This is a genomic window from Sphingobacteriales bacterium (assembly GCA_016706405.1).
In the GTDB taxonomy this organism is placed as follows: domain Bacteria; phylum Bacteroidota; class Bacteroidia; order Chitinophagales; family UBA2359; genus BJ6.
Window position 1 is genome coordinate 1,415,622 of sequence record JADJJT010000002.1, and the last position, 17,622, is coordinate 1,433,243.

Annotated in this window: 12 protein-coding genes; 4 read left to right on the forward strand and 8 right to left on the reverse strand. The window is 39.9% G+C overall.

What is annotated here, in order from left to right; all coding sequences use genetic code 11:
- Positions 1-168: 168 nt before the first annotated feature.
- From IPI59_11770 to IPI59_11790, 5 genes are all read right to left on the reverse strand, one after another.
- Entirely contained in the window at positions 169-3,021 is a 2,853-nt protein-coding gene (locus tag IPI59_11770; GenBank protein MBK7528207.1) for a DUF5011 domain-containing protein, read from the reverse strand.
- Positions 3,022-3,479: 458 nt separating this feature from the next.
- Complete coding sequence (locus IPI59_11775) at positions 3,480-4,229, reverse strand: hypothetical protein (GenBank protein ID MBK7528208.1); 750 nt, start codon at positions 4,227-4,229, stop codon at positions 3,480-3,482.
- A gap of 34 nt (positions 4,230-4,263) precedes the next feature.
- On the reverse strand, positions 4,264-4,722 hold the full coding sequence (locus IPI59_11780; protein MBK7528209.1) for a DUF962 domain-containing protein: 459 nt from the start codon (positions 4,720-4,722) through the stop codon (positions 4,264-4,266).
- 118 nt (positions 4,723-4,840) lie between these two features.
- Positions 4,841-6,214, reverse strand: a complete 1,374-nt coding sequence (locus IPI59_11785; protein ID MBK7528210.1) for a sigma-54-dependent Fis family transcriptional regulator — start codon at positions 6,212-6,214, stop codon at positions 4,841-4,843.
- A gap of 418 nt (positions 6,215-6,632) precedes the next feature.
- Positions 6,633-8,867, reverse strand: coding sequence for a T9SS type A sorting domain-containing protein (locus IPI59_11790; protein ID MBK7528211.1), 2,235 nt, complete (start codon positions 8,865-8,867; stop codon positions 6,633-6,635).
- A 219-nt stretch (positions 8,868-9,086) separates the two neighbouring features.
- On the opposite strand from IPI59_11790, the gene IPI59_11795 reads away from it, so the two are divergent.
- A complete protein-coding gene (locus tag IPI59_11795; GenBank protein MBK7528212.1) occupies positions 9,087-10,529 on the forward strand; it encodes a hypothetical protein in 1,443 nt (480 codons plus the stop codon).
- Between the two features lie 19 nt (positions 10,530-10,548).
- On the opposite strand, the gene lysS is transcribed toward IPI59_11795, so the two are convergent.
- Positions 10,549-12,099, reverse strand: coding sequence for a lysine--tRNA ligase (lysS, locus tag IPI59_11800; GenBank protein MBK7528213.1), 1,551 nt, complete (start codon positions 12,097-12,099; stop codon positions 10,549-10,551).
- Positions 12,100-12,693: 594 nt separating this feature from the next.
- Between lysS and IPI59_11805 the strand changes: the two genes are divergently transcribed.
- Together IPI59_11805 and IPI59_11810 are read left to right on the forward strand one after the other, a co-directional pair.
- Positions 12,694-14,244: a PglZ domain-containing protein gene (locus IPI59_11805; protein MBK7528214.1), complete on the forward strand. Its 1,551-nt coding sequence runs from the start codon at positions 12,694-12,696 to the stop codon at positions 14,242-14,244.
- 225 nt (positions 14,245-14,469) lie between these two features.
- Positions 14,470-15,462, forward strand: coding sequence for a zinc ABC transporter substrate-binding protein (locus IPI59_11810; GenBank protein MBK7528215.1), 993 nt, complete (start codon positions 14,470-14,472; stop codon positions 15,460-15,462).
- A gap of 30 nt (positions 15,463-15,492) precedes the next feature.
- On the opposite strand, the gene IPI59_11815 is transcribed toward IPI59_11810, so the two are convergent.
- Complete coding sequence (locus IPI59_11815; GenBank protein MBK7528216.1) at positions 15,493-16,101, reverse strand: nitroreductase family protein; 609 nt, start codon at positions 16,099-16,101, stop codon at positions 15,493-15,495.
- 82 nt (positions 16,102-16,183) lie between these two features.
- Positions 16,184-16,657, reverse strand: a complete 474-nt coding sequence (locus IPI59_11820; protein ID MBK7528217.1) for a 23S rRNA (pseudouridine(1915)-N(3))-methyltransferase RlmH — start codon at positions 16,655-16,657, stop codon at positions 16,184-16,186.
- 96 nt (positions 16,658-16,753) lie between these two features.
- Here IPI59_11820 and lgt point away from each other — a divergent pair, with 96 nt between their 5' ends.
- On the forward strand, positions 16,754-17,557 hold the full coding sequence (lgt, locus tag IPI59_11825) for a prolipoprotein diacylglyceryl transferase (GenBank protein ID MBK7528218.1): 804 nt from the start codon (positions 16,754-16,756) through the stop codon (positions 17,555-17,557).
- Positions 17,558-17,622: the final 65 nt, after the last annotated feature.

The following is a 17,622-nucleotide window of genomic DNA, read 5'->3' on the forward strand; positions in this document are numbered from 1 at the left end:
TAATAAATTCTATAAATAACATTTTGGCTCTAATAATGCTTGTTTATCGGATAAAATAAGAACGCTAACAGAGCAAAAATTGCATCATCCGGCACATTTTAGTCGTTTGGGCTTTGCGTTTTCCGGATGTTTATCTGTTTCATCGCTTCAAATCTTTAATAGTATAATTTACTTTATAATTAACAATTTTTGTATGCTATTTTCATGGGTTGATTTAATTTGTACAAAGTAAACGCCGGCGGGTTGGTTGCTTATATCTATGCTTATTATTTTGTTTAAAGCGGCATTTTGGGAGGTGCTTGCTACAATTTTACCAGCCGCGTTGCAAATTTCTATGCTAATATGGCCAACCATATTGTTAAGTTGAATATTTATGGTATTGGTGGCTGGTATAGGGTAAATGCTAATATTGTTTTGCGGCAGCAGATTTTGGTTGCTTATTCCGGTACTAAAATCAACACACTCAAGTTCGGGCTCTTCGCAGCCAAGGCAGTTGGCATCGTCTATTATCAGGATGTAGCGGGTAACAGTTGTAGTGTTACCATGCGAATCGCTAACGGTATAAGTAATTAAATACGTGCCGGGGCAGGTGTAACAAACTATGCCTGTTACAATTACAAGGTCGGTAATATCGCCGTCAAAATTGTCGAAGGCGGTGTAACCCATATCGTTGAAAATATTATTACACGGCCAAAAAATGCTACCAGGTCCCGCCAGTATAATATGAGGCGCTTGGGTGTCGGCTACTTTTACCAACCGGGTACATTCAATTTTGTTGCCAGCTTTGTCGGTGGCGGTATAAATAATGGTGTAGGTGCCGGGCATCTCTAAATTGGGCAGTTCGCCGCTAACTACTACTTCAACAAACCCATCAATATTATCAAAACCAATATAACCAGGGTCTTTCCAAGAGCCGCCAGACTGAAGTTCAATTACAAATTCATCGCCACAGGCCGCCAATGAATCAACACCCGTTTTTCCGGTAAATAAAGTGATAACAGGCGCATCAACATCTTTATCAATTACCGTTACCAAGCGTGTTACGGGCAGGGCTTTGTTGCCATTTATATCTTCACCATCGTAAGTAATAGTGTAATTGCCGGCTTTATTTTCATCAACCGTTCCGGTAATTGTTAAAAAGCCCTCGCCACAGCCAAAAATAGATGCCGGTATGGTATCGGCAACATAATCGTAAACAATAGCGCTGTGTTCAATATAGGTGCTGCCTTTTAATATTTGCATTGTATCGTAGTAGCTAAAGTACGAGTATATAACGCCGTCTATGGTGTCTATTGGGCCGGCAATTATTATAGGCGGTGTGGTATCGTCAAGTATGGTTGCCGGAATTAAATTTCCTAAACTTGCTGTGTTGTTATCGTTGTCGGTGGCCGAAATTAGCCAATAGCCTAAACTATCCACAAAAGGTATTTTCATATTGGCTGAACCACATTCAAACAAACCATCCGGATAGTCTAAAGCGTGTAAATCATAGAAAAGGTCGCAGTTTATAGGGCAATTTTCTAAAACAAAAGGCAAGTCGCCAAGCATAAAAATATCCGGAACAGTAACTAAGGTATCAGCCGGGTCAATTATATCATCAATAGCTATGCCTTGGTATAAAATATCGTTTGTTATATATTGGTGGTCAACTCCTGTTAGGTCATCTTGTTGCCAAATTAGGTGAACGGTGCCATTTACCTGCTTGGCAATACTTGGAAACACATCTTCTTTATTTTCGTTGTCCGATACGTTTAGGGGCCCAACCCATTCCGGATTGTTTGTGTTGCGTTTAACCAAATAAATATCGCGGTACAGACGGCCAGCGCTATTGTCGCCGGGCGGCACCTCCCAAGCGCCATCTCGTGCAGCACTATAAGCTATAAAAATATTATCGTTGGCATCAATGCCCATAGATGGTTGGCCAACAAGACCGCCATAACTGCGTACTTGTACCTTGTCAGAATTTACAAATGCGGTGCTGTCGCCATCGTAGTCTTGGCGCACGGTTTTGCCAATTACTTCGGCTTTGGCCATACCTTCTGTCCAATACATGATAGCAGTACTATTAGGTAAATAATAAGGCCCGCCGGCAATGCCAGTTGCCTGTTTATAGCAGTATAAACGGTCAAAAGCTATATGGGCTGTGCCTTTGCTGTCGAGCACAACAGTAAATTCGCCACCGCCAACGGCAACGGGGTCTAAAGTTTGATCGGCGGGTGCATCTGTTGATGGAATGAGCGGGTTAGAGGTGGGTGTTACTACGGTGTAATTCCAGGTATCACCACTATCGGTTGATTTAATTAATACAGTTTGACTTGCATAACCTCCCACTACAATGGCAATATTTTTGTCGCGGGCATCAATGGCGTAGTCGTCGGCACTAAGTTTGAGCAGATATGGCGAGAGGTCAATATTGTCTATTTTCTCCCAGGTGTCTCCGGCATCTGTGCTGCGGTAAAAACAAATGCCGGCAGGCACGCCGCTGCAAGCACCTTCTTGGCGGCTAATGATAACGTAAATATTATTGCCCGATACAGCCGCCCGCGGCCAAACGCCGGATGCGTCATTAACTTCACTTCCTATTACTTTATTTTTCCAGGTGGTGCTACCCGCATCTTTATAGGTCATGTGGGCACCTTTGCCAGAGGCGTGGGTAATGCTAAACAAACGCCCCGAGGCGGTTAAGCCAATATTAGGCCATCCGGTACGCTGGTTGCCTTCTAAGCGTTCGTCGGGTAAGGCACCCCAGGTTCCGCCACTGCTCATCATATTGTAGCCTGTTCCGCGGTCGGCGGCAGCCACGTCATAGCTTTTGCTCATTGTCCATACGGCGTGTATATTGCCATCGTCATCGGTTAAAATGCGTTGGCCAACTGCGCTATTGCTTTGCAGGTGGTACGAGGTTTCGCCAATTTTTTCGGCAGCACCGCTTTTGGCAGTCGAGGTTTTTTTACCTTTGTAGGTTTTGGATTTTGTGTAAGAACTAAGCTCGGAGGGGCAACTTGTTGTATGTTTTTCCATTTCGCAGTGTTAAGAGATAGTTTGGCAGTTATTTGCGCAAAAGCTAAAGCGCTTAGATAAATTGCAAATAGTGATATTAGTAAAAAACGCAACATAGAATTTATTTTAGTTAAAGTTTGAGAATTTTGTTTGAGTTTTTATCTCCGGATGTAAAAGCATGTAGAATATGTTCCTCCGGATAAAAAGCTAAAGTTTTGGTTTTTAGCACTACAATATTACAATTAGGGCAATGCTGTTTCCAACTACAATTTATTGATTTTATCGTGTATGTAAGTAGATGAATTTATGAATGATGACAAGGCGTAAGTACTTGATAATAAAGCGATTAACAAGTTACACAAATGAAGTTTTGCCGGAAAAAATTGCTTTATCCGGATATAACTAAATTTAAAAATGCGAAACAGGATGGTGGTTTTAGCCCTTAACCTAAAAAACGACTGATTTAAAGCATTTCAGCGTTAAGTTTTCTCGCCTCGTAAGTTTGCCGCGGGCGGCGAATCGTTGCCGCCACCCAATACGCGACCAATTAGCAATACTATGTACAAATTGCCCCAAATGCCCTCAATAAGGCCCAAATTGCGCACTAAAGTGCTTGGATTTGTGTATATGGAGCTAATTCCTGCCAAATTGCAAAAGCTATGGTAAATTGATTCGGAGTAGCCTTTCATTCCGGCAGGTAAATAAACGCCAAAAGCGTTATGGTCAATGGCTAAGAGCATTTCGTATAAGCTTCCCCAGCCAATACCAATCATCAAGTAAATACAAACCGATGCCCATATACGTTGCGCGGTGGTGTAGTTTTCAGAGAAAAGGTCGGTTATGCCAAAGCCAACTAATAAAATTTCGGTTAGCATTAGGGTGCCATGTAATACGGCTAAGGCAGGCTGTGGGTTGTTAAAAATACTTAGAAAAGGGTTTTGTGCTAAGTTGCCTAATACAAACACCCCAAGGTAAGTATAACCAACCGTTTTTATAAGCCATTTTTTTTGAGTGAAATTTTTTAATAAATCCCACAACAAATACATATAGGCTACACCAAATAACGAGTATAGCCCAAATAAAAATGTTTGTGCGTTGGTAATGCCAAACAAGGCCAATATATGTTCGAGTGTTAGCCCTAAGCCTATAATTAGTATTTGTAGGCTTACAACCCGTTGGTAGTCGGTTGTTTTATTTTTTTGCCGTAAGAAGTTCACTAAACTTGTCATGGCGTTATATTTATAAAGTTTGTATGAACTTAGGTTAGTACCGAATACCTGTTTTTTTAAAAATGAAGGACAACAACCACGCTGGACCAATTAACAAAAATTGTAAATCTTCAAAGAAAGAAGGTTTAGCGCCTTCAATTTTATGGCCTATAAATTGTCCTATCCAGGCCACAACAAAAACAATAATTGAAACTAACGGTAAGTTTGCCCCTGAAAGTGCAATTTTATGGTTTCCCCAAATCATGCCTAAGCCAATTAAGGTAAACCCAGCAAACATGGCAAACGACAAGCGCAGGTAAAAAATTAAAGCAGCTATCAAAACAAAGGTAGCCCAGTTAAATAGTAAGGTTTTGGCGGTAAAAAACGGAATAGAATACAATAAACCAAACAAACTAAACATAATAGCAGGTATGCAAATCCAATGTATCAATTTGTTTGTACTGTTTTTATGGCTTACGGCGTAAGCATCGAGCCAATTTTGGATAGTACGCATGTGTAAATAAAATTTTTAATTGTTAGATTAAATGTATTCTTATGATTTTTTGATTAAGAAAAAAAGTAAATATCCGGAAGTTCAACAACAAGACAAAGCAAAAACCTAAATTAGTTTGTTAATCGTTTTTTTGTAGGTTATATTTTTCTATTTTGGTGTATAAATGGCTTCGTTGAATATCTATTTCATCGGCTACTTTTGAAATATTCCAGTTGTGTTTTCGCAGTTTAAATTCTAGGAATTGCTTTTCGGTTGCGTCTTTAAAATCTTGAAAGGAGGTGAATGCGTCAAAATCAAATCCGGAGGTAATATTGCCACTTGGGTTTCCATAGGTCAAAACATCATTTAGGGTAATTTCCTGGTCGCTTAAAATAATCAGGCGTTCCATTATGTTGCGCAATTCGCGCACGTTTCCTGTCCACTTCATGTTTTGCAGTTGGTTCAGCGCGTCTTGGGTTATATTTTTAGGTTTATCGTTTTGTTCGCTGCAAATATCGTTAATAAAATGTTTTGCCAGCAACGGAATGTCTTCGCGTCTATCATTTAAAGATGGCACGTGAATTTGAATTACGTTTACACGGTGATATAGGTCAAGGCGGAAATTATTTTTTCCGACCTCTTCGAGCAAGTTTTTGTTTGTTGCCGACAGCACGCGCACATTAACTGTAATATCGCGGTCGCCACCTACACGGGTTAGTTTGTTTTCTTGCAAAACCCGCAGCACTTTTGCTTGGGCAGATGGGCTCATGTCGCCAATTTCATCTAAAAAAAGGGTGCCGCCATTAGCTTGTTCAAATTTGCCAATTCGTTGTTTTATTGCCGAGGTAAACGAGCCTTTTTCGTGCCCAAACAACTCACTTTCTATTAATTCTGAGGGGATTGCGGCACAGTTTACCTCAACGAAGGGGCCTTCGGCGCGGTTACTTTTTTCGTGCACCCAGCGGGCTACTAATTCTTTACCCGAGCCATTATCGCCGGTAATTAAAATTCGGGCGTCGGTTGGGGCAACACGGTCAATGGTGTCGGTTATGCGTTTAATGGCTGCCGATTGGCCAATAATTTCGTTGATGCGGGTAGCGCGTTGTTTGTATTGTTTGGCTTGGGCGGCTAAATCGCTGCGGTCTAAGGCATTGCGCACGGTAATAAGCAGCCGGTTAAGGTCTAAAGGTTTGGCTATAAAATCGTAAGCTCCCTTTTTAACTGCTTGCACAGCGGTTTCCATAGTTCCATGCCCCGAAATCATAATAAGGGGTAAATCGGGTTTAAGTTTAACGGCATTATCAAGCACTTCTAAGCCATCCATCCGGGCCATTTTTATATCGCAAAGTATAGCATCGTAGTTATTGGTTTTAATTTTAACCATGCCATCCATGCCGTCTTCGGCTTCCTCTACTTTGTAGCCTTCGTATTCTAAAATTTCTTTTAGCGTTCGCCTTATCGAGCGGTCGTCATCTATTACCAAAATGGTTCCCGAGGTAATTTGTTTTGCCATTACAAACTGTTTGCTTTTATAGATTTTTACAAATGAAAATTTTAGTTGAGATAAATTGTTATAATGCGCTGATTATCAATCAATTAACATAAGGTTTAGCTTCTTTATCCGGATATTACCGTTAGTTTAATGCTATTTTATTTGTTTCTCCGTTTTTGATGTTCTTCAAAGTTTTACTAAAACGTTTTGCTCTTCGTTCAAACCTCTTTGCCGCATAAAATATTAACTGAAGAGCAAAGATACATAATTGCTTGCATCAAATAAAAAAATTGGGCAATGAAAATTAGAGGACAGGCTACCGAGTAAAAGAACAACGACATAGCTCGCAGTTTTGCGGCAAAAAATAAATGCCCACATATTTTACTATGCAGGCATTGAAATAGCAATTTGGGGTATTATCTATTACATTTAATATGCTCTATTGAGCAATTATTAGTTTTTGGAAAGTTTTGCTGCCGTTGCTTGTTTGTACGCCAACATAATAAATGCCTTCGGCAAGGTTTTTCAATTCAAAAATTATTTGCGCTTTGTTGCCTTGTTGGTGTAAAACCTGCTGGCCAACTGCGTTGTAAATAGTAGCACTTTGTAGGGCTTGGCCGTCTGATGCTTTAATGGTAACAAAATTATTAGCCGGATTTGGTGTGATATTTATTGTTGCCGAAGCATTTTCCGGATTGTTGGGGTCAGCCACTCCGGATAAAATATCAACTGCGGTTTCTTCGCCTGCAACTTCAATTACGCTGCCATCTAATTTAATTGCTTTTACGTCTGTAATTTTTATGGCAAAGGGTACGTTGCTACCTTTGCCGGCAATATTGTCGATAATTACGGCGTGTGCTTTGGCAATTTGGCCGTATCCACTGCGGTTAAGCTGATTTTTGCCCACTATACCTACTTGGAATTGCCCATTATTAAACTCGTTGCGCCAAAGGTGAAGGCGGTCGGTATTATTGCCCAACCAGCTTGGATTAATATCTAAGGTTAGTGTGCCTTCTTTTAAAAGTGTTGCATCGTAGTTTACGGTAAAGACAAGGCCATATATTTCGTCAAGGGGTTGGCTTTGGGTGCCAAGTATAATTGGCATATCAATATCCGAGCCTTCTAGGATGGGTTCGGTGGGCAGTTGCACAAATAAAGGAGTACCCACTAACGATTGACTGCCTTTGGCGTGTATTTTACCATAGTTAGCAGCTACGGCAACAGTGTCGGCATCGTCAATGGTGCCGCTTCCGTTGCAGTCGGCGTGGGCATAGTTTACTTCGCCATCAAATTGATTTGTCCATAAACTATATGGGTGGCCATACCAATCTATAGTATTGTCGTTGCGGGCAATATCGCTTGTGCCATAGCCTATTCCAATATTTAGCAGGTCTTCCATGTTAACCTCTCCATTGTCGTCGGTATCTCCGGGCCAAACTGCATCATCGCACATGTTACCTAAGGCAAGAACGGTAAAAGTAATGCTAAAGGTTGTTCCGGGAATATTTGCTGTTACTACAATTGCTTCGGTAAAAGTAAAAGTTGAATCTTCCGGAAAATTGGGGGTGTAAATAATACAATGCTCGTTTAATATTTCAACTTCGCTAAAAATATTATTAGTGTTAGCGCTGTTAATAACATATCCTTCGGGAATACATTCGGTAAAACAAAGTTCGTGGGCTTGGTTATTGGTAGCGCAAACTTCAATGGGGCCGCAGCCGTAATCAACGGTAATAGTTACTAAGGCAGTATCGCAATTGGGTGGGGTGGCATCATCACAAATTTGATAGGCAATATAATCGGTGCCAATAAATCCGGTGTCGGGGGTATAAAAAATTGTTCCGGATGGTGTAGTTTCGGCGGTGCCATGTAATGGGCCGTCAATAATTGTTATAGTTAATATCCCCAAAGAGTCGGAGGTATAATCGTTGGCCAACACATTAATATTTGCGCTGTTATCAATATTTATGCTAACATTATCGTCATTTGCCACAACAAAATTGCCGTTTTCAACAACTATAAAAGTAACGGTGGCTTGGTCGCAAATTGGAATAAAGTCGGTCGAGCAAATTTCGTATGTAAGTTCATCGGTGCCGGTAAATCCGGTGTCGGGTGTGTATATAAAATATCCACCTCCCGCATCTGTAATGGTGCCATGGTTGGGGCCGGTAATTATTTCAATGGTATAATCGCCCAACGTAAGGTCGTTTTCGGTTGGGTTAAAAGTGTATGGTTCGTTTTTGTAGGTATAATATTCGTCGTCGGTGGCTTGAGGGAAGGTGTTATTAGGGCTTACTCCAAAATTAGCTTGAAAAGTAGTGCCGCAGGCAATAAAAAACGTAAAATTATTGGGTGTTGTTAATGTGTATCCGCTTTCAAAAAAAGTTAAACTGTACGTTCCTTGGTTTGCAATATCGAATTGGTAAAACCCGTTAGCGTTTGTTTCGGTTGTAACAAAAGTACTATCAGCACCAATTAAAGCAATTGTCATGTCGGGGGCGGGTGCTTCAATAGGGTCGTAAATGCCATCCATGTTTTGGTCAAACCAAGCATACCCCGAAACATAGCTACATTGTGCTTGGGTGTAATTGGTTGCAAATAAGAAACTGGCAATAAAAACGACTAAAAAAAACGATGCCGTTTTAAAGGCTGAAACTGAAAATGAATAATTCATACAATTTGGTTTAGGAGTTGGGGTAAAACTTTTAATTGATGATGCAAAAATGCAGCGAGAAATGAGTACAGAAAATAACTTTTTTCCTAAATTATCGGTATATTTTTAGACGATAATACAAAATGTCTATTGATAATCAGCAACTTACGATAAAATTAACTACATTTCTCGGATTTTTATTTTTACTTCTCTATCTTTGCCGCAGAAAAATAGTGCTAAATGGAAGATAATTTGTTTGTTTCGCTTTTAAAAACTTTAAATCGGCGCGAGTTAGCGCGGTTTGCCGAATTGGTAGGCTCGCCATTTTTTAATAAACAACCCGATTGTTTGGCGTATATAACCTTATTACAAACCAATTATCCGGATTTTGACTTGCAGCCAACCCATATTTTTTCAAAGGTTTATCCGGATATTAAAACATTTAAGTTTGCAAAAATACACCATCTTAACTCAAAAATGGTGCAATTGCTTACTATTTTTTTTAGCCAATTGTCTTTAGAAGCAAATCCTGCCGAGCAAACTCAGCTATTGCTAACCCAATTAAGTCAACGCCAACACGAAAAACAATTTTGGCGCGTATGGCAGCAGGCAAATTTAGCCTTTGAAAATGATGAAATTTTAGATGCACAACAATTAAAATATTGTAGCACCTTGCAAAACTCGGCAAACCATTGGCAAAGCCAAACAAAGGGGCATCAAACAGCAAACCATTTACAAGCTCAGTCAAAATATTTTGATGCCTATTATTTGGCCACCCAGTTGGCAACTGCCTGCGAAATGAAAAACCGCGAAGCAGTGTTAAATATACAGTTCGACTTGCCTTTGGCAACACATTTTTTGCCTTTGGTAAGCCAACATCCACAGCTTTATTTACAAAATATGGAGGTTAAACTTTGGTATAATTTATTAATGTGTTTACAACACGAAGACGACCCTTTGTATTTTAACCAACTGCTTGAAGAGCTTACACTTTTGCAAGATAAAGCCCCTGCCGAAACGGCCAAAGCAGTTTATGTGCATGTACAAAATTATTGTATCCGGAAAATAAATGCCGGATTACCCGATTTCTTGCCCCAAATCATGCTAATTTATCGCACTCAATTACAGCGCGAATGGTTGTTTGATGCGTTGGGATTTTTATCGGAGTGGCATTATAAAAATATTGTAACGGTAGGATTGCGCTTAAACGAACACCAATTTATCCGGAATTTTATTGAAACGTATCGGGCAAAATTGCCGCCTTCGGTAGCCTATAATGCTTATAATTTTAATTTGGCTACTTGGTATTATTTTACTAAACAACATCGGCAAGCCATGAATTTGTTGCTGCAAGTTACATTTACCGACCCAGTTTACCAGTTAGATGCGCGGGCTTTATTGCTTAAAATTTACTTTGAATCGGAGGAAACTGATGCGTTTTTTGCCCTTTGCGATTCGTTTAAAATATTTTTAACGCGCCACAAAACCTTATCAAAAAGACAACAAGAGGGTTACAGTAATTTGCTGCGCTTTGCCCGCCGCGCCTTTACCTTGCGCAATAAAAAAGATTATATCAAAAAAATGACATGGCAAACCGAGTTAGAACAATTGCGTCAACAAATAGTCAAAACAACACCAATTGCTAATTTAAGCTGGCTAAATCAACAGGTTAATGAGTTGTAAATTAATAAAACAAGGCAGTTTAGCGCTCTTGTTTGTCTGACTGTTTTTCGGATGGCTTTTGCGTTTGTTCGGGGCGCATTTGCGGGAAAAACAAGACTTCCTGAATTGAAGTTTGGCCGGTAAGCATCATGGTCAAGCGGTCAATGCCAATACCCAATCCGGATGTTGGGGGCATACCATATTCTAAGGCGCGCAAAAAATCTTCGTCTAAAGCCATCGCTTCTTCGTCGCCGCGGTTAGCCAGTTCTAATTGCTCTTCAAAGCGTTCGCGCTGGTCAATGGGGTCGTTTAATTCGCTGTATGCGTTAGCTATTTCTTTGCCGTTTACAAACAGCTCAAAGCGTTCAACTAATCCGGCTTGTGTGCGGTGTTTTTTTGCTAATGGTGTCATTTCAATAGGGTAGTCAATAATATAAGTTGGCTGTATTAGCTGGTCTTCAACTTTGTCGCCAAAAATGGCATCAATTAGTTTGCCTCGCCCCATGGTATTATCAATTTCAATATGTAAGTTGCGGCAAGTTTGGCGCAATGCTGCCTCATCCATTTCTGAAACATCAATTCCGGTGTAGGCTTTAATGCTGTCGTACATAGATAAGCGCCGGTAAGGTCCGGCAAAATTAATATCGCTGTTGCCTACGCGCACAACCGGGCTGCCATTAACGGCTGTAATTGCCTGTTCTAATAACTGCTCAACCATTTGCATCATCCAAATATAATCTTTGTAAGCAACATAAATTTCTATCGAAGTAAATTCGGGGTTATGTGTGCTGTCCATACCCTCGTTGCGAAACATTTTGCCAAACTCATAAACCCCATCAAAACCGGCAACAATTAAGCGTTTTAGGTATAATTCGTTGGCAATACGCAAATAAAGTTGCATATCGAGGGTGTTGTGATGTGTTTTAAAAGGTCGGGCTGCCGCACCACCATGAATGGGTTGCAAAATAGGTGTTTCTACCTCGAGCCAGCCGTGCGCATCAAAGTATTGCCGCATAGCCTGAATTAATCGCGTGCGTTTTACAAATATTTGTCGTATTTGTGGATTAATAGTGAGGTCAACGTAACGCATGCGGTAGCGCTGTTCGGGGTTGGTAAAAGCATCAAAAACAACACCGTCTTTCTCTTTGGCAACGGGCAGTGGGCGCAAACTTTTGGCCAAAACCACTAAGCGGGTAACGTGTACACTGGTTTCGCCGGTTTGTGTGTTAAAAACGTAGCCTTCTATGCCTATAAAATCGCCTAAGTCGAGTAGTTTTTTAAAAACCTCGTTGTATAAAGTTTTGTCGTCTGTGGGGCAAATATCGTCTCGGTTAATGTATAGCTGAATGCGGCCTTGATGGTCTTGTAAGTGGGCAAACGATGCCTTACCCATGATGCGCTTTGCCATTAAGCGACCTGCCATGCGCACTTGTTGGTAGTTTTTAATATCCGGATTAAAATTAGCTACTATCTCTTGACTTTGTGCGGTAATTTCAAACATTTCGGCAGGGTAGGGGTTAATGCCTAACATGCGCAACTGTGCCAACGATTGCCGCCTTAAAATTTCCTGTTCGCTTAAAATACGCTCCATTTTCTTTAGGGAATAAAAAAATAATAAATATATTGTTAATGCTGTTTATATGGTTGAGGTGATTCTAAATAAGGTACTAAAAAAAATACCCGCTAAATGCGGGCTATTGTAAGCTATTTTGTTTACAAAAATGAATAAAATGATTGGAACAGATTATTAGGTAAAACAAAATAAAATAACTAACAATTTACTAATTAGTGTTTTTTTAAGGTGCAAAGATACGGCCTTTATTGCTTGGTAATCTATTATTTTAACTTTTTTTTTCTTAGGTGCTTAAACTAAAAGGTTATTTTACACGTTAAACACGTTATAGCTTACTTAAATGTTGATTAAATAAATTTGCTTCTAATTTTACTTTAATTTTACACCTCATTTTTTAACAAATAAAACGATTGATTTTTTTTGGCTTGACCATTATTAAGCGACAAGCAGTTGTTTTGTTTTTGAGTTTACAAATTTACTAAAATATCCGGATGAGTGGAATAAAGGAAACCTGCCCTTCATTCAACGATTTAGTAGATGTTTATTAAAGGAGGTCATAAAAAATTATCAAGTAAATTAAATAAATAATAATCAACAATTTTAAATAAATTTATGTCAAAAATTAAAATTATTTGGGCCGATGATGAAATTGAGGTCTTAAAACCCCATTTGCTTTTTTTAGATTCCAAGGGATATCAGGTGCATCCGGTAACAAATGGCCACGATGCCATTAACGCCATTAAAGCTGACCGCCCCGAAGTAGTATTTTTAGATGAAAGTATGCCCGGTTTGTCAGGCCTTGAAACCTTAGCCCGCATTAAAGAGTACGATAGCCAACTGCCCGTGGTGATGATTACCAAAAACGAAACTGAAAATATTATGGAAACGGCTATTGGCGCGCAAATTGCCGACTACTTAATTAAACCTGTTCACCCTAATCAAATACTGCTTACCTTAAAAAAAATATTAGATAACAAACGCCTTGTTACTCAGGCAACAGCATCGGCCTATCAACAACAATTTGCCAGTATTTTTGCCGATATACAAACCGGCGGCGACTACGATGCTTGGTTTGAACTTTATAAACGTTTAGTGTTTTGGGAGCTTGAGTTAGACGCATCGGGCAATAGTGAAATGCAGGAAGTTTTAGCCAACCAAAAAGCCGAAGCCAATTTAGAGTTTAATAAGTATATTATAAAAAACTATTTAGATTGGGTGCAAGGGAAAAAGAAAGGGCCGGTAACCTCGTGCACATTGTTCCGCGAGAAAATTTTACCCCGGATAGATGAAAACGCCTGCAATTTTGTAGTTGTAATTGATAATTTGCGCTTTGACCAATGGAAAGCTATTCAACCAATAATTAGCGAAAGTTATAAATTTGTTGATGAAGACTATTTTTATAGTATTTTGCCCACCAGCACTCATTACAGTCGAAATGCCATTTTTGCCGGATTAATGCCCAGCGATATTGAGCGGCGATTTCCCAGCCAATGGAAAAATGATGCGGATGAAGGGGGTAAAAACTTATACGAAGCCGAATTTTTAGCCGACCAACTGCAACGTTACAATAAAAAATACAAACACAGCTACACCAAAATTACCAACCACCAAAATGGCCTCGAATTAGTTGACAATATCCATAATTTGCTAAATAACACGTTAAATGTTATTGTTTATAATTTTGTGGACATGCTTTCGCACGCGCGCACCGAAATGGAAGTACTAAAAGAATTAGCCAGCGACGAGGCCGCCTACCGCTCCATTACTAAATCGTGGTTCGAGTATTCGCCGTTATGGCAAGCCCTGCGCCGCATTGAAGATAAAAAAATTAACCTCATTATTACTACCGACCACGGCACTGTGCGCGTTCAACACCCTTCGAAAGTGGTTGGCGACCGCGAAACAACTACCAACCTTCGCTACAAACATGGCCGAAATTTGCAGTATAACCCCAAGGAAGTATTTGTAGTTAACAACCCTATTGAGGCAAAACTACCCCGCCCTAATATTAGCTCGGCATTTATTTTTGCGCGCGAAAACAGCTTTTTCGTTTACTTAAATAATTACAATCATTTTGTAAATTATTATAAAAACACTTTTCAACACGGCGGCATTTCACTCGAAGAAATGATTGTTCCCGTTGTTCAGTTTACCAATAAATAGAAAATCGTACTTATTCATTTTTGCCTGCCTGTTGTTTACCAGCAGGCAGGTATTTTTTTATCCGGAATTTGCCTCGCATTTCAATATCTAAATTCCCACACCCTCTTCATGCCCCACCATGCCCCGTCTAATAAAAAATTTAGGCTCGCCTAAAAAAATATTTTGACACACTAAAAAAATATTGTAATTTTGCCCTATAATTCATTTTAGTTTGTATTTAGATATATGAAAATAGCAGCAAAAATATCCCCACAGCAAATATTACTACTGCTTATATTGCTAATTTCTGTCGTAGGGCTTATTTCCGGATGTAAAAATGAGCCACCAAAAAATGACGATGCGGTTTTGGCCCAAAAAAATTTCGAACCACGCAAACCTACCGATCCTCCTTTAAATGTATTGGCCACCACCGGTATGATTGCCGATGCTGTGCGCAAGGTAGGCGGCGATAGCATAAAGGTAAACGCTTTAATGGGGCCAGGGGTTGACCCTCATTTATACAAACCTAACTCGGGCGATTTAACACTACTAAACAATGCTTCGATTATTTTTTATAACGGCTTACATTTAGAGGGAAAAATGACCGATGTTTTAACTAAAATTGGTCGCAATAAACCAGTAGTAGCCGTGGCAAATGGCATTCCTCAAGCCCAATATTTATCGGGCGACATGGCTAATAGCTACGACCCGCATATTTGGATGGATGCGCAATTATGGGTAGGTGCCGTTTACGAAATTAGTAACCAACTACAAGCGTTAGACCCAATTAACGCCAATTTCTTCCGGATGAATGCTACCCGTTATATTGACGAGTTGAATGCACTTCATCGAACAATCATCGAAAAAATGGCGCAAATTCCCGCCGACCAACGCCTGCTGATTACCTCGCACGATGCTTTTAAATATTTTGGCCGCGCTTATAAAATTGAAGTGAAAGGTTTGCAGGGTATATCAACCGTTGCCGAGTTTGGCCTGCGCGATGTCAGTAATATGGTGCAACTAATTGTACAGCGCAATATAAAAGCTATTTTTGTCGAAACATCAGTTGCGCAAAAACCTATTGAAGCTGTTTTAGCTGGCTGCCTAAAACAAAATCATAAAGTTGTAATAGGTGGAACATTATTTAGCGATGCTCTTGGCAACGCCAACACCCCCGAAGGCACTTATATTGGCATGATGCGCTTTAACGCGACCGTAATTGCCAATGCGCTTAAATAGAAATTTTTTACATATTAACAGCTTACTAAACTATAACACATCGTTTGCATTTAGTACAATTTGATGCAGGGGTTTCCGGGTGCGCGGGGTTAATTCGCGAGTTTTAAATGGCTCTGGCAATACATCGGGTTCAGCCAAATAGCCCAAAGCCAAAAAAGTAACGGGTATAAGTCCGGTTTGCTCGTTGATAGCAAGGTTGGTTATTGTTTTTTGGTAATCGTAGCCACCCATTATATGGCCAAAAATATTAATTTCGGCAGCTTGTAGCAGTAAATGTGATACTGCCCCGCCCACATCAAACAAGGCATGACGGTTAGGTGCTTCGTTGTTGCTGTAACGGGTAGCTGCTAAAGTTAAAATCAAAACGGCAGCGTCTTTAGCCCACGATTGATTGCCCGCCGACAAGCACTTTACCATTTCATTAAACAGTTCTGTTTGATTATGTTTATGTGCTACAATAAAACGCCAGGGCTGGTCGTTCATGCCGCTTGGCGCCCACGAGGCCGCTTCTAACATGACAGCAAGGTCGGAGGTAGAAATTGGCTTGTTTGAAAAGGCGCGAGGGCTAAAACGGTTTTTAATGGCAGGTAAAATATTGTGGTTTGTTTGGGCTGTTTTAATGGCAATGCTCGATATCATATTGTTATTATACTGATAGATTGATTTAAAAACTGGATTTAATATATTTAAGTTACAAATAGAGACAAAAACTTGCTCGTTTTTAAGCGTGATGGTAGGGTTCGTTGTTTAAGATGGTATAGGCCCGGTAAAGTTGTTCGGCAAAAATTATCCGGATGATTTGATGCGAAAAAGTCATTTTCGATAAAGAAATTTGGTCGTTAGCCCGTGCATAAACGGCTTCGCTGAATCCAAAAGCGCCACCAATCGCAAAAATTACCGTCCGGATGCTGCGGTTTTGCCAATTTTGTAATTGGTTGGCAAACTGTATTGAGGTAAAATTTTTTCCGGATTCGTCTAACAAACAAAGTAAATCGCTGCTTGTTAATTGTTGCAGTAACCACTCGCCTTCTTTAATTTTTAGGGCATCGGGCGGCAACTTTTTTGTTGCGACAGGCAAAACACCTTCAGCGTATTCAAAATTAGTATATTTTTGAATACGTTGTTGATAAAGGTTAAACCCCAAGGCAATAAAAGGCTCGGCTGTTTTGCCAATAGCAATTAATTTTATTTTCATTCCTTTAGTTTAACTGTAAACTTCGTAACTTGCAAGCTGATTTTTGCGACCTAACATCTTAATTAATTTAGTAAACAACAACAATAAAATTGGCAAATGGTTTTAACATTTATTGATTGGAACGCATCGGATACAATTTTTCAGATTGGTAGTTTTAGCCTGCGCTGGTATGGCCTTATGTGGGGCATGGCTATTTTAGGGGGTTATTTTTTGGCGCAATGGGCGTATAAAATTAAAAACTACCCGACCGAAAACTTATCCAATTTGGTACAGTACATATTTTGGGGCGGACTTATTGGCGCAAGGCTTGGCCAAATTGTTTTTTACGATTTAAGCTATTATTTGCAACACCCCATCGAAATATTTATGGTTTGGAAAGGTGGCTTAGCCAGCCATGGCGGCGCATTAGGCGTGATGGCGGCAACGTGGTTGTATTTTAAAAACCATCGCGATTTGAGTTTTTGGGCTTTGTTTGATGTAATTTCGCTGTGTATGCCTTTGGTAGGTGGATTAATAAGAATTGGAAACTTATTTAACTCGGAGTTGTGGGGAAAGCCAACCGATGTGCCTTGGGCTTTTATTTTCCGGACTATTGACAACGAGCCTCGACATCCGGTACAAATTTATGAAGCCATTATGCTGTTTGGCATTTTAGCTTTTCTTGCGCATTTATGGTATCATTACAGCCAAAAATTAAAGACAGGTATTATTGCCGGCTTGTTTTTTACTCTAACCTTTGGTTTTCGGTTTTTGCTCGAGTTTTTTAAGGCAAACGCAGAAACTACCCAATTATTAAACCTGCCGTTACTTGCATTTGGGCTGGTGCTTTTGTATTTAGGTTATACGGGTAGGCTAAACAGCAATGTTGAAAATAAGAATAATAAACAACAGCAAGCCTAAAAAAAACAAAAATACTGTTCAGATGTTCTCATCCGGATAAAAATATACGGCAGTTAGAACAGCGG